Origin of the sequence: Aquimarina macrocephali, from assembly GCF_051627225.1 — a bacterium.
Lineage (GTDB): Bacteria > Bacteroidota > Bacteroidia > Flavobacteriales > Flavobacteriaceae > Aquimarina > Aquimarina macrocephali.
In genome coordinates, this window is sequence record NZ_CP151795.1 from 342,623 (window position 1) to 355,295 (window position 12,673).

The 12,673-nt window shown below is 32.9% G+C and carries 16 protein-coding genes; 12 read left to right on the forward strand and 4 right to left on the reverse strand.

The window, feature by feature from the left end; translation table 11 throughout:
- Positions 1-185 precede the first annotated feature (185 nt).
- Positions 186-1,097, forward strand: a complete 912-nt coding sequence (locus AAFU52_RS01475; protein ID WP_024772867.1) for an ROK family protein — start codon at positions 186-188, stop codon at positions 1,095-1,097.
- A 47-nt stretch (positions 1,098-1,144) separates the two neighbouring features.
- Here the strand turns inward: AAFU52_RS01475 and AAFU52_RS01480 are convergent, their stop codons facing one another.
- The 4 genes from AAFU52_RS01480 to AAFU52_RS01495 form a co-directional block, all read right to left on the reverse strand.
- Entirely contained in the window at positions 1,145-1,540 is a 396-nt protein-coding gene (locus tag AAFU52_RS01480; RefSeq protein WP_035093614.1) for a rhodanese-like domain-containing protein, read from the reverse strand.
- Between the two features lie 11 nt (positions 1,541-1,551).
- Positions 1,552-1,869 carry a rhodanese-like domain-containing protein gene (locus AAFU52_RS01485; protein ID WP_024772869.1) on the reverse strand — a complete coding sequence of 106 codons (318 nt, stop codon included), beginning with the start codon at positions 1,867-1,869 and terminating at the stop codon, positions 1,552-1,554.
- Between the two features lie 119 nt (positions 1,870-1,988).
- Positions 1,989-2,615, reverse strand: a complete 627-nt coding sequence (locus AAFU52_RS01490; RefSeq protein WP_024772870.1) for a thioredoxin family protein — start codon at positions 2,613-2,615, stop codon at positions 1,989-1,991.
- Positions 2,616-2,652: 37 nt separating this feature from the next.
- A complete protein-coding gene (locus AAFU52_RS01495; RefSeq protein ID WP_241461458.1) occupies positions 2,653-3,144 on the reverse strand; it encodes a TlpA disulfide reductase family protein in 492 nt (163 codons plus the stop codon).
- Positions 3,145-3,507: 363 nt separating this feature from the next.
- Here AAFU52_RS01495 and AAFU52_RS01500 point away from each other — a divergent pair, with 363 nt between their 5' ends.
- From AAFU52_RS01500 to trpA, 11 genes are all read left to right on the forward strand, one after another.
- A complete protein-coding gene (locus AAFU52_RS01500) occupies positions 3,508-3,879 on the forward strand; it encodes a MarR family winged helix-turn-helix transcriptional regulator (RefSeq protein ID WP_316929952.1) in 372 nt (123 codons plus the stop codon).
- Between the two features lie 31 nt (positions 3,880-3,910).
- On the forward strand, positions 3,911-4,477 hold the full coding sequence (locus AAFU52_RS01505; RefSeq protein ID WP_024772873.1) for a YceI family protein: 567 nt from the start codon (positions 3,911-3,913) through the stop codon (positions 4,475-4,477).
- A 226-nt stretch (positions 4,478-4,703) separates the two neighbouring features.
- Complete coding sequence (locus AAFU52_RS01510) at positions 4,704-6,101, forward strand: anthranilate synthase component I family protein (RefSeq protein WP_438424930.1); 1,398 nt, start codon at positions 4,704-4,706, stop codon at positions 6,099-6,101.
- Between the two features lie 133 nt (positions 6,102-6,234).
- Positions 6,235-6,807, forward strand: a complete 573-nt coding sequence (locus AAFU52_RS01515; protein WP_024772875.1) for an anthranilate synthase component II — start codon at positions 6,235-6,237, stop codon at positions 6,805-6,807.
- A 94-nt stretch (positions 6,808-6,901) separates the two neighbouring features.
- Complete coding sequence (gene trpD / locus AAFU52_RS01520) at positions 6,902-7,897, forward strand: anthranilate phosphoribosyltransferase (RefSeq protein WP_438426619.1); 996 nt, start codon at positions 6,902-6,904, stop codon at positions 7,895-7,897.
- A 67-nt stretch (positions 7,898-7,964) separates the two neighbouring features.
- Positions 7,965-8,486 carry a hypothetical protein gene (locus AAFU52_RS01525; RefSeq protein ID WP_024772877.1) on the forward strand — a complete coding sequence of 174 codons (522 nt, stop codon included), beginning with the start codon at positions 7,965-7,967 and terminating at the stop codon, positions 8,484-8,486.
- 40 nt (positions 8,487-8,526) lie between these two features.
- Positions 8,527-9,036 carry a hypothetical protein gene (locus AAFU52_RS01530; protein WP_152538678.1) on the forward strand — a complete coding sequence of 170 codons (510 nt, stop codon included), beginning with the start codon at positions 8,527-8,529 and terminating at the stop codon, positions 9,034-9,036.
- Positions 9,037-9,822: an indole-3-glycerol phosphate synthase TrpC gene (gene trpC / locus AAFU52_RS01535; protein WP_024772879.1), complete on the forward strand. Its 786-nt coding sequence runs from the start codon at positions 9,037-9,039 to the stop codon at positions 9,820-9,822.
- A complete protein-coding gene (locus AAFU52_RS01540; protein WP_035093616.1) occupies positions 9,819-10,460 on the forward strand; it encodes a phosphoribosylanthranilate isomerase in 642 nt (213 codons plus the stop codon). The genes trpC and AAFU52_RS01540 overlap by 4 nt, the downstream gene beginning before the upstream one ends.
- A gap of 28 nt (positions 10,461-10,488) precedes the next feature.
- A complete protein-coding gene (gene trpB, locus AAFU52_RS01545) occupies positions 10,489-11,670 on the forward strand; it encodes a tryptophan synthase subunit beta (RefSeq protein ID WP_024772881.1) in 1,182 nt (393 codons plus the stop codon).
- A gap of 76 nt (positions 11,671-11,746) precedes the next feature.
- Positions 11,747-12,508 carry a tryptophan synthase subunit alpha gene (gene trpA / locus AAFU52_RS01550; protein WP_438424934.1) on the forward strand — a complete coding sequence of 254 codons (762 nt, stop codon included), beginning with the start codon at positions 11,747-11,749 and terminating at the stop codon, positions 12,506-12,508.
- The last annotated feature ends 165 nt before the right edge of the window (positions 12,509-12,673 follow it).

Consider the following 12,673-nt stretch of genomic DNA (forward strand, 5'->3'; position numbering starts at 1 on the left):
GGTTTAAATATATCTTAAGAAAAAGAATAAAAGAGACCCCAAGGCTTTGACTTGGGGTTTACTATGTGATACAATTTACAGGAAGAATAATTAATAATAATCAAAGCAAAAACTATTTTAAATTGTAATTTTAGCGGCTAGCTATTTTTTTAGTTAGTGTTACTTAAATAGACTATATACAACAAATGATATTAGGAGTAGATATTGGAGGTAATTATATTACTGTAGCTGGAATAGACACCAAAACAAACAAATTATCAGAAGCTAATCTAGTTTCTATTACGGTAGATAATACAGCTGAAGCTGATGAAATATTAGAACGGTGGTTATTTGCGCTGCAGAAAGTTATCGATACTCTTGTAGATGATCCTCTAGAAGGAATTGGTATAGCTATACCTGGACCATTTGATTATTATAATGGAATTTTTGCCTTCAAAATGCAGCAAAAATATGCTTCTCTTTTTTGTATAAATATTAAAGAAATACTGAAGAAAAAATTACAACTATCTGATGATATTCCTATACGGTTTTATAATGATGCTGCTTGCTTTGGTATTGGTGAAGTATGGAAAGGAAAGCTTAAATCAATTCGAAGAGGGCTAGGGATAATATTGGGTGCAGGTTTTGGTGCTTCTTTTCTTTTTCACGGGCTTCCAATCCTTTCTGGAGATGGAATCCCAAAAGATGGAGAGTTATATCACATCCCATATAAAGATGGAATCGCTGATGATTATTTTTCTACCCGGTGGTTTATTAAAAGATATAAAGAGATTACCGACACTACAATCGATAATGTTAAAGAACTTACAGAAGCTTCTTTAAAAAACGATGTTGCGGTGCAACAAGTTTTTAATGAGTTTTCTGAAAATCTAGCCGAATTTTTAAGTCCCTGGTTAAAATCTTACAATGCAGAAGCTATAGTTATTGGAGGTAATATTGCCAAAGCATGGCCTTTTTTTGCTAATGAGCTAGAGAAAAAAATAAATGCTCAAGATTGTCTTGTGAAAATACACAAAAGTGAACTTCAGGAAAAAGCAATATTATTGGGTAGTGCAAGATTAGTTAATGATACTTTCTATAAAGGGCTGGCTTTTTAATAAAAATATATCTTATATATAATTAAATAAGTATAAAAAAATAAGCTTTATTTAATTACTTTTCTCTTTTTAAACTTCCATTCTGTGATACCTCCATCGAGATCATAGATTTTAGTAAATCCTGCTTTTTTCATATAGCTAGAGCATTTATTACTTCTTCCACCTCGGGCACAATATACAATTACGGGTTTCGATTTATCAATTTTAGAAATTAGATCTTCAAAATTTTCATTTCTAAAATCGATATTTATAGCTCCTTCGATATATCCTTGAGTATACTCACCAGGTGTTCTTACATCAATAAGTTGCACTTTACTCATTTCTAATAATGAATCCATTTCTTCAACTGTAATTAACTCTACTACAGAATTTTCTTCAACCTGTTTGCAATTAAGCAATACTGAAGAAATAAAAATGATTATTAAAAATGATTTGATTTTCATAAGATAGTATATTAATCTTCTACAATTTCGCCTTCCCAATTCATGAAGCCTCCAACCAAATTATATGTAGTTCCAAATCCCATTTGATTCATTAACATACACGCTTGAGCACTACGTGCCCCAGAGCGACAGTATACATAGTAGTTTTTGGTTTTATCCAGCTTTCCTATCTCATCAAGAAAACCTTGTCCCTGACGAATATCTACATTAAGCATATTGGGTATATAACCATCCTCTACTTCTTCTTCTGTTCTTACATCTAAAATTACTGCATTATTGTCATTAGCAATTTGCTCTTGCCATTCTTCTTGAGTGATATCTTCTGCCATTATAAAATGTGTTCTACTAAAATTGGACTTTTGTTTTTTATATTCCCTACAAATATAAAGAGTAGTTCATTAATTGTATTAAAACTACGCCTTCAATTTATTAAAAATTTGGAAAAATACTATGCTTTAATACTACAACCGATAGCTTTTGTAATTTCTACAGGAACTTTTTCTCCTTTTAGTAGGGCATTAACAGCATCTTCGACATATTTCTGATCGGCAGCCGATGCATCTTTATAATTATTATCAATTGCACCTATATATCGAACGATATTGCCATTAGATGTTTTCTCTAGAACATAGACATGAGGAGTTTTTGTAGCTCCATACTGAGGGTATATTTGTTGTCCGTCATCAAATAAATACGGAAAAGTAAATCCTTTTTCTTTTGCTCTTATCTGCATATTATCAAAACTATCATCTGGATAAGCCTTTGGGTTATTAGGATTTATAGCTACAACAGGGTATCCTTTTTCTTTAAAAGCAACATCTAATGCTATTATTCTATCTTCGTAGGCTACAGAATATGGGCAGTGGTTACATGTAAAGATTACAATAAACCCTTTGGCATCTTTATAATCTGCCAATGATATTAAAGTATCATCAATATTTTTTAGTTTAAAATCTGTAGCAACATCTCCAATCGAATATCCTCCTTCAATTTTAGCACCAGACACTTTATCCAATGCAAATGCGCTTATCGCAATCACAAAGGCTACTCCTACCAGAATTTTTAAAGTTTTCATCTGTTTAATTTTTTATTGCTTTTTTGTTAATTAGTATTTACAGCATTTTTTTAAGCTCTTTTTCTAATTCATTATAAGTAAAAGATCTTTCATAAAAATTACTATCACCATCTTTATATATTACTGTTGCCGGTATAGAACCAGACCAATCACTGTTAACTTTTGGAATCCAACTATTTGCATCTGGATCATCTAATAAAATCAATTTACTTCCTATCTTTTGTTTTTTAACAAATGGAATTAATTTAGATTCTACCTGACTGGGTAAATCCAGGCTTACCAAAATCACCTCAACCTTATCCTTAGGATACCTACTGTTGATCAATTCAAAATAAGGCAACTCGGCTACACATGGTTTACACCATGTAGCCCAGAAATTAATCACTCTTATTTTTCCGTCATTGATATTTAATAATGGCTTAAAGCTCTCAAAATCATATACAGGTATCTCTATACCTTTACTTTCGAAAACATCTGTTGCATCAAGAGCTACAGTCTGTTGCTCTCCTTTACATTTAGTAAAAAGCACTATAAATACGGTATATAAAATTAATCTCGACATCATACTAATGTATCAAAACCTTTAATTCTGCAAAAGAAAATTAACAAGGTTTCTATATTTTATCTAAATATTTTCAGAATTTTTCACAATTGTTTAACTCAATAACGATACTTTTCTGAATGACAATAATACCATTAAACCTGATCTCAAAACCCGAATTTAACAAAGAATTAATAACAATTTACAATTTTCGAAATAAAAATTAACATACATTTGTATAGACAAATATTGTAGATACAATTGAACATAGAAAAAATCATAAAAACAGAGATTGAACTTCCGCTACCTAAAAAAATCGTAATAAATTTATTATATACGGAAAATTGGATAATGGATAAAATCAATATCAATTTAAAAGCTTATGACATTTCACTTCAACAATTTAATGTCTTACGAATCCTAAAAGGGCAAAAAGAAAAACCTGCTAACCTCTCTACTATACAAGAAAGAATGGTTACCAAAATGAGTAATACCACTCGATTAGTTGATAAACTCATTAACAAAAACTATGTAAAACGAGTAACCTGTGAATCTAATCGAAGAAAGGTTGAAATTACTATTACAGAGCAAGGAAAAAAATTTTTGGATAAAGTAAGTCCTATAATGGATGAATTTGAAAACAGTATTACTTCAAATTTCTCTACAGAGGATTTGATCCAATTAAATGAATTATTAAACAAACTTCGAAATTCTAACTTATAAATAACAATAACTATTAATTTTTTAAACGATCATGAAAACTAGACTTAAATCATTATTCTTAGCAATTGCAATAGTTGCAACAACATCTACTTTTGCACAAAAAAAAGAAATCAAAACTTCAGAAAGTACAATTAACTGGACAGGTAAAAAAGTTACCGGATCTCATACAGGAACACTAAACCTATCAGAAGGGTTTTTAGTATTTGATGGTGATAACCTTACAGGAGGTGAATTTACAGTAGATATGACTACACTCGCCGTTAGTGACCTTGAAGCTGGAAAAGGAAAAGAAAAACTTGAAGGACACCTAAGCTCTGATGATTTCTTCGGAATAGCAAATCATAAAAGTGCAAAATTAGTGGTTACAAAAACTAAAAAAACAGACAAAGGTTATGTAGTAGCCGGAGATCTTACTATTAAAGGAAAAACAAATCCAATCAAATTTATTTTAGCCGTAAATGGTGCTACCGCATCAACAACACTTAAAGTAGACAGAACAAAGTATGACATCAAGTACGGGTCAGGAAGTTTCTTTGATAACTTAGGGGATAAAGCGATCAGCGATGAATTCGAATTAGCTGTTAATTTAAAAATGTAATTTTTTATTGTTCTGAATTATAATTAATTTATATATTTGGCCTAACAAATAAAAAAATGAAAACAATCTTAACAAATAATTGGTGGTGGTCATCTCAAAACGAAAACGTCGTGAGATAGATCCTATCATTGTGTTAAGTAAAACATATCAAAGGCTTGTCGAATCACGACAAGCCTTTTTTTTGTTCCCTAAACAGAGATTGTATTTAAAAAATTAAAAACGCAAAATGACTTATAAATTAACCACACATTTCAAACAAATCTTGGCAGACACCTTTACTCCGGTGAGTGTTTATCTAAAAATCAGAGATCGTTTTCCTAATAGCCTATTATTAGAAAATAACGATTATAGAGGGAGTGAAAATAGTTTTTCTTACATCTGCTGTAACCCGATAGCTAATATCAAAGTAGAAAACGAAACTATTTATCAATCTTTTCCCGATAAGAATATCGAGGAAACACCCATAACCGATACCACCAACATCGCAGAAGTTGTTGAGCAATTTGGTAAAAAATTTATAACCTCAAAAAGTAAGTTCAAGTTCATTAACAATGGCCTTTTTGGTTATATCTCCTATGATGCCGTTCGATATTTTGAAGATATCTCTATTTCTAAAAAAGAAGAAAGTCTAAATATTCCGGACATACAATACACGGTATATCAAAACATTATTGCCATCAGTAATTTTACTAATGAAGCTTATATTTTTGCTCATTGCTATGAATCAGAAAGCAATATTGCCGAAATAGAATCTTTACTTAAAGTCAAAAACTTTGCTTCCTATAATTTTACTACAGTCGGTGATACCACCTCTAATCTTAATGATGAACAATATAAAGAACATGTTTCCCTTGCCAAAAAACATTGTCATCGCGGGGATGTATTTCAATTAGTATTATCCAAACGTTTTTCTCAAAAATTTAAAGGAGATGAGTTTAATGTCTATCGAGCATTACGCAGTGTTAACCCCTCACCCTACCTGTTTTATTTCGATTATGGTGATTTTAAAATATTTGGTAGTTCTCCCGAGGCACAACTGGTCGTAAAAGATGATATTGCCGAGATTCACCCCATCGCAGGAACTTTTAAACGTACAGGCAATGACGAGCAAGATGCAGAATTAGCAAAAAAACTATCTGTAGATGAAAAAGAAAATGCAGAACACGTGATGCTGGTAGACCTGGCACGTAATGATCTAAGTCGAAACGGAAACCATGTAACTGTAGAAACCTATAGAGAAGTTCAATTTTATTCTCATGTGATCCATTTGGTTAGTAAAGTCACTAGCAAAAAACACAAAAACACCACCACCATGCAAATAGTAGGAGACACTTTTCCTGCGGGTACATTAAGTGGTGCACCAAAACATATGGCCATGCAACTTATCGAAAAATACGAAAACGTAAATCGTGATTTCTATGGAGGAGCTATTGGATTTATGGATTTTTCAGGAAACTTTAATCACGCGATCATGATCCGTACATTTCTAAGTAAAAATCACAAATTACACTGGCAGGCAGGAGCCGGACTGGTTAATGAATCAAATGAAGAAAACGAATTACAAGAAGTCTATAATAAATTAGGAGCATTAACAAAAGCATTAAAACTTGCAGAAGAAATATAAGGGTGTTTCCCCAATTATTTGGGGTCGGGCTATTCACGCTACAAGGTAGCTAGCTTCTATCCCTAACACAAAAAAGTAGTAAAGAGATAAAGTAACAAAGTGTAAAAACTCTGAAACTCTAAAAAAAAGAACAATGAATACAAAAATATTAGTAATAGACAATTACGACTCATTCGTATACAATCTGGTTCATTATCTAGAAGATCTTGGTTGTGAGGTTGTCGTAAAACGTAATGACCAATTACGATTAGAAGATGTAGATGCATTTCAAAAAATATTATTGTCTCCGGGTCCTGGAATTCCAGATGAAGCAGGATTACTAAAAGATATCATCCGTGAATATGCAAATACCAAAAGTATTTTTGGAGTTTGCCTAGGACAACAGGCTATAGGAGAAGTTTTTGGAGGTAGCCTCATCAATCTCAATGAAGTGTATCACGGTGTAGCAACCAATGTAACACTATCAGTCACAGATGAATCTCTTTTTGAAGGGCTTAATACCAATTTTGATGTAGGAAGATATCACTCCTGGGTAGTAGAAGATAAAGATTTACCCGATTGCCTGCAAGTCACTTCATATGATCAAAACGGGCAAATCATGTCCCTACGCCATAAAGAATTAGACGTTCGCGGGGTACAATTTCATCCAGAATCTGTATTAACCCCCGACGGAAAAAAGATACTAGAAAACTGGGTTAATAATTGAAATTAATACCTAAATGAAAATAAATACTAACTTTTAAAAATACTCCATACAAACTCTCTTTCCTATGTTGCGAGAGAGTTGGAGTGAGGGACCTATGAAAAACTTACTCAACCGATTAATCAATCACGAAACCATCTCTAAAGAAGAAGCCAAAGGTGTTTTGGTTAACATTTCTAAAGGAGAATACAATCAAAGTCAGATCGCTTCATTTCTTACCGTATATATGATGCGTAGCATTACCATCGAAGAATTAGAAGGTTTTAGAGATGCCCTACTAGAGCTTTGTATTGCAATAGATCTTAGCGAGTATAATCCCGTAGATCTTTGTGGTACTGGTGGTGACGGTAAAGACACCTTTAACATCTCAACGCTTTCTTCTTTTGTCTCGGCAGGAGCAGGAATTAAAGTTACCAAACACGGGAACTACGGAGTTTCTTCGACATGTGGTAGTTCTAATGTAATGGAGCATTTGGGGATTAAGTTCAGTAACGATAAAGACTTTTTGAAACGTAGTATCGATGAAGCCGGAATATGTGTATTGCATGCCCCATTATTTCATCCTGCAATGAAAAATGTTGCTCCGATACGTAGAGAATTAGGTGTGAAAACTTTTTTCAATATGCTTGGACCAATGGTAAACCCAGCATTTCCAAAAAATCAAATCGTAGGAGTTTTTAACCTGGAATTAGCAAGGATGTATGGATATCTATATCAAAATACAGATAAAAAATTCACTATTATCCATGCTCTGGATGGATACGATGAGATTTCACTAACCGGAAACACAAAAACAATTTCTAATACTACAGAAGGAATGCTTTCGCCATTAGATTTTGGAGTACCAATATTAAAACAAGAAGATATTTACGGAGGAGATTCTATCGAAGCATCTGCTGCTATATTTATAAATATCTTAAGTGGAAAAGGTACCGAAGCCCAAAATAATGTAGTCTGCGCCAATGCAGGAATGGCTATTGCCACTGTAGAAGGTCTAGAACCAAAACAAGGATTCGAAAAAGCAAAAGAATCACTACTTTCTGGAAAAGGGTTAATAGCACTAAAAAAAGTTCAGGAATTAAGTAAGAATTAAAATAGTTTATCATTCCAGTATTTCAGCTGGAATTTGTAAACATATCAAAGAAATTCAATTTAATAAAATGAAAGTCGAAACATACAAAATCATAGGTTGGAAAGAGAAAGAAACCGGGCTACTTATTAGCGAAAATGAAGATTGGATTTTGGTTAAACACATCCCAGTCGATTATGTAATTGATGGATATAAATTATATAACAAAAGTGTTATTGAAAAGAGGAAGTCTAAAGCAAAAGAAGAAAAAATATCAAGAGTCTTAAAACTAAAAAACACCCAAATAACTGTACCTGATACATTTAAATTAGACAGTGTTTTTGAAACATTAAAATGGTCTGAAAAAAAATATGGGCTATTCGAATTTCAAGACAAAGAAGCTGAACTGTTTTATGGAAAATTGAATCATATAAAAAGTGACATGTTTTATATTGATCTAATCACTTCTAACGGAACTATAAAAAAAGAATATGATTATAACTTTTTGGTATATGAAGTTGCAGCAATTGCATTCGAATCTGATTATTTTGAATCTGTTCGATTACTAATGAATGATGAACTAAAAAAAGAAGGAAAACTAAGTAAAGTATAATAAACCGCATCTTGCATTGTACTTGTTTTACACATATTTGATGATGAAAGAATATCAAATGATTAAAAAATATTATGACTCTGGTACTACTCGTAGAAGTGGTATTAAACTAATTAATCATATTGATGAAGGTCTTATTATTCTTGATAAAATTGAAGCCAGTGATATCGCAAAAAGAGCATATTGTCTACACCCAATTGTACAAAGTGATGAATGCCTTTCTCAAAATTACAGTTTTGATTTTCAAGGAATTGATCCAAAAGTATTGATTGTAGTGATAGAATATCGCTCTGTTGCTAACGAATATCTTTCAATCAAAAAAATAAATACAATTGATGATATACGATTATCTCCATTAAAGGATGTAAATGATATGCTTATTGCAGACAAAATACAGAACCGAAAAGATTATGAATTATATCATAAAGAAACACATCCGAGAAGTATTGAATTAGATAAATATTTTAAGAATTGGTTACAGAAACTAAATATCGATGAATCTTTTTATCAAGAAACTATAACAATGCTAAAAAAAGAATCAGAATTATAAATGAACATACTAGATAAAATAATAGCGGATAAATATAAAGAAGTTGAACTCAAAAAAAGTTTAATTCCTATCAAACAATTAGAGAACTCTGTTTTGTTTGACCGTCAAACAAATTCATTAGCCAAAGCTTTACAGAATAGCGATACTGGTATCATTGCAGAACACAAGCGTAGATCCCCTTCAAAATCTGTGATTAATCAAAAAGTAAGTGTACAAGATGTAGCACAGGGGTATAAAAATGCAGGAGCTTGCGGGATGTCGGTGCTATCAGATGGCAAGTATTTTGGAGGGTCCTTAGAAGATCTTTTACTTGCCAGAGCTACAGTACAAATGCCTTTGCTACGTAAAGAATTTATCATCGACGAATATCAATTATTAGAAGCCAAAGCTCATGGAGCCGATGTAATCTTATTAATCGCAGCCATTTTATCACGTGATGAGATCAAATCTTTATCCCAGTTTGCCAAAAGCCTATCACTCGATGTATTATTAGAAGTTCATAACCAGGACGAACTACAAAAATCTATTATGCCATCTTTGGATATGCTGGGTGTGAACAATCGAAATCTAAAAACATTCGAGGTAAGTACAGATATTAGTAAAACGCTAAGTACCCAAATCCCAGATGATTTTGTAAAAGTTTCAGAGAGTGGCATTAGTACTATTGAAGCAATAAAAGATCTAAAACAATATGGATATAAAGGTTTTCTTATCGGTGAAAACTTTATGAAAACCGAAAACCCCGGAGCCAGTGCTGTAGAATTCATAAAAGATCTAAAGAAATGAAACTGAAAGTCTGTGGGATGAAATATCATGAAAATATAAAAGCGGTAGCAGCTCTGAAACCAGATTACCTTGGCTTTATTTTCTATGAAAACTCTCCCAGAAATTTTGAAGGAGAAATTTCAAAACTACCCTCGACAATTAAAAAAGTAGGGGTATTTGTAGATGCTTCTATAGATTTTATTGTCGAAAAAGTAAAACAATACGACTTTAAAGCTATTCAATTGCACGGAAATGAACCTGAAACGTATTGTCAAGACTTAAAATCATCATTGACTGAGCACACTGAGTCTGTCGAAGTGTGGAAAGTCTTTTCGATCAAAGATGAGTTTGATTTTGATCGTTTACAACCCTATGAAGGTATTGTTGATTATTTTCTCTTTGACACCAAAGGAAAAGAAAAAGGAGGTAATGGATACACCTTTGATTGGAGTGTATTAAAAGGCTATCCTTCCTCTACTCCATTTATTTTAAGTGGCGGTATTGGACTCGATGAAACAGAAGATCTTTTATCTTTTCGCGAGAGCCCAGAATCTAAATATTTACATGCTATTGATGTAAATAGCAAATTCGAAAGCAAACCAGGATTAAAGAAAACAGAAGATCTCGAAAAATTTATAAAGCTTGTCATTTCAACATAAACGCAATGACAACCAAAAACAATAAAAAATGAATTATCAAGCTAACGAAAAAGGATATTACGGAGATTTTGGAGGAGCATATATACCAGAAATGCTTTACCCTAATGTCGAAGAATTACGAACTACCTATCTGGATATTATGAATGAACCTTCTTTTAAAGAAGAGTTTAATCAATTATTAAAAGACTACGTTGGTCGTCCTTCTCCTTTATATTTCGCCAAACGTCTTTCAGAAAAATACAATACAAAAGTATATCTTAAACGTGAGGACCTTAACCATACCGGTGCGCATAAAGTAAATAATACTATTGGACAAATTCTTGTAGCCAAACGATTAGGTAAAAACAGGATTATTGCAGAAACGGGTGCAGGACAACATGGAGTAGCTACAGCCACAGTATGTGCACTTATGGGTATCAAATGTATTGTCTATATGGGCGAGATTGATATCAAACGACAAGCCCCTAATGTAGCGCGAATGAAAATGCTTGGCGCCGAGGTGAGACCTGCTAAATCAGGAAGTAAAACTCTTAAAGATGCTACCAACGAAGCTATACGAGATTGGATCAATAATCCCGTCGATACACATTATATTATTGGCTCTGCCATAGGACCTCATCCATACCCGGATATGGTAACACGGTTTCAATCTATAATCTCAGAAGAGATCAAGTGGCAGTTAAAAGAAAAAGAAGGAAAAGAACATCCTGATTATGTAGTAGCATGTATTGGTGGGGGTAGTAATGCAGCAGGGACATATTATCATTTTTTAGAAGAACCAAGTGTTGGAATCATTGCTGTAGAAGCTGCCGGAAAAGGAGTACATAGTGGCGAGAGTGCCGCTACCTCTCAATTAGGAAAAGAAGGAATCATTCATGGATGTAAAACCCTGTTAATGCAAACCTCTGATGGGCAAATCACAGAACCTTATTCTATTTCTGCAGGGCTGGATTATCCCGGTGTTGGGCCACTACATGCTCACCTATATAAAACTGCACGAGGAGAATTTTATTCTGTAACCGATGATGATGCCATGGCCGCCGGATTAGAACTATCGCAATTAGAAGGAATTATTCCCGCAATAGAATCTTCGCACGCTCTGGCGATCTTTAATGATAAAAAATTCAGACCCGATGATATTGTAGTAATAAGCCTATCCGGTAGAGGAGATAAGGACCTTGACACATATATAGACTATTTTAAATTATAACAATTAAGTAGTAAGTACATCGTAATTAGCATAAAAAAATATAAGTCCTAATTACTAACTACTCAACACTAAAAGCATGAACAGAATAAATACAGCATTAGAGCAAGATAAAAAGTTACTATCTATATATTTTACAGCTGGTTACCCATCACTAAACGATACCGAAAAAATCATACAAGACCTAGAAAAAAACGGTGTAGATATGATCGAAATAGGATTACCTTTTAGCGACCCTTTGGCAGACGGGCCAACGATACAAGAGAGTTCGACCATAGCTCTTAAAAATGGTATGACAACTCAACTTCTATTTGAGCAATTAAAAGATATTCGTAAATCGGTTAACATTCCTTTAATTATCATGGGGTATTTTAATCCTATGATGCAGTATGGTATAGAAGCTTTTTGTGCTAAGTGCCAGGAAATTGGTATCGACGGATTGATTATTCCTGATCTACCGGTTAATGAATATCACGAACATTACCAGGAAACTTTTGAAAAATATGGCTTGATCAATGTATTTCTAATTACTCCGCAGACCTCGGATAAGCGTATTCGGTTTATAGATAGTGTATCTAATGGTTTCATCTATATGGTAAGTTCTGCAAGTACCACCGGAGCCAAAAGTACATTTGGCGATACGCAGCAGCAATATTTTGAACGCATTGAAGCTCTGGGTCTAAAAAACCAACAAATCGTTGGTTTTGGAATCAGTAACAATGAAACGTTTACACAAGCTACAAAAACAACAAAAGGAGCTATTATTGGCTCTGCTTTTATAAAACATTTAACCAAAAATGGAACAGATAACATTGGTGACTTTGTAAAAAGCATTCGGTGATTTTGTATATTTCTATAAATAAAACATAAGGATTATTCACTAGTAAAAATATATCGCAATATACTCGTGTATTTTAATATGTAATCTAAGTTTGACTATAGTTTTAATTTAAAAAGCTGTCAGATTGAGTCGTTTTTCATAATGATCTCTCGACTGTGCTCGAGA

Bases quoted from the DNA above. Each gene is read 5' to 3' on its own strand.
- AAFU52_RS01475 (WP_024772867.1), top strand. From the start codon at position 186: ATGATATTAGGAGTAGATATTGGAGGTAATTATATTACTGTAGCTGGA.
- AAFU52_RS01480 (WP_035093614.1), bottom strand. From the start codon at position 1,540: ATGAAAATCAAATCATTTTTAATAATCATTTTTATTTCTTCAGTATTG.
- AAFU52_RS01485 (WP_024772869.1), bottom strand. From the start codon at position 1,869: ATGGCAGAAGATATCACTCAAGAAGAATGGCAAGAGCAAATTGCTAAT.
- AAFU52_RS01490 (WP_024772870.1), bottom strand. From the start codon at position 2,615: ATGAAAACTTTAAAAATTCTGGTAGGAGTAGCCTTTGTGATTGCGATA.
- AAFU52_RS01500 (WP_316929952.1), top strand. From the start codon at position 3,508: ATGGATAAAATCAATATCAATTTAAAAGCTTATGACATTTCACTTCAA.
- AAFU52_RS01505 (WP_024772873.1), top strand. From the start codon at position 3,911: ATGAAAACTAGACTTAAATCATTATTCTTAGCAATTGCAATAGTTGCA.
- AAFU52_RS01510 (WP_438424930.1), top strand. From the start codon at position 4,704: ATGACTTATAAATTAACCACACATTTCAAACAAATCTTGGCAGACACC.
- AAFU52_RS01515 (WP_024772875.1), top strand. From the start codon at position 6,235: ATGAATACAAAAATATTAGTAATAGACAATTACGACTCATTCGTATAC.
- trpD (WP_438426619.1), top strand. From the start codon at position 6,902: ATGAAAAACTTACTCAACCGATTAATCAATCACGAAACCATCTCTAAA.
- AAFU52_RS01525 (WP_024772877.1), top strand. From the start codon at position 7,965: ATGAAAGTCGAAACATACAAAATCATAGGTTGGAAAGAGAAAGAAACC.
- AAFU52_RS01530 (WP_152538678.1), top strand. From the start codon at position 8,527: ATGATGAAAGAATATCAAATGATTAAAAAATATTATGACTCTGGTACT.
- trpC (WP_024772879.1), top strand. From the start codon at position 9,037: ATGAACATACTAGATAAAATAATAGCGGATAAATATAAAGAAGTTGAA.
- AAFU52_RS01540 (WP_035093616.1), top strand. From the start codon at position 9,819: ATGAAACTGAAAGTCTGTGGGATGAAATATCATGAAAATATAAAAGCG.
- trpB (WP_024772881.1), top strand. From the start codon at position 10,489: ATGAATTATCAAGCTAACGAAAAAGGATATTACGGAGATTTTGGAGGA.
- trpA (WP_438424934.1), top strand. From the start codon at position 11,747: ATGAACAGAATAAATACAGCATTAGAGCAAGATAAAAAGTTACTATCT.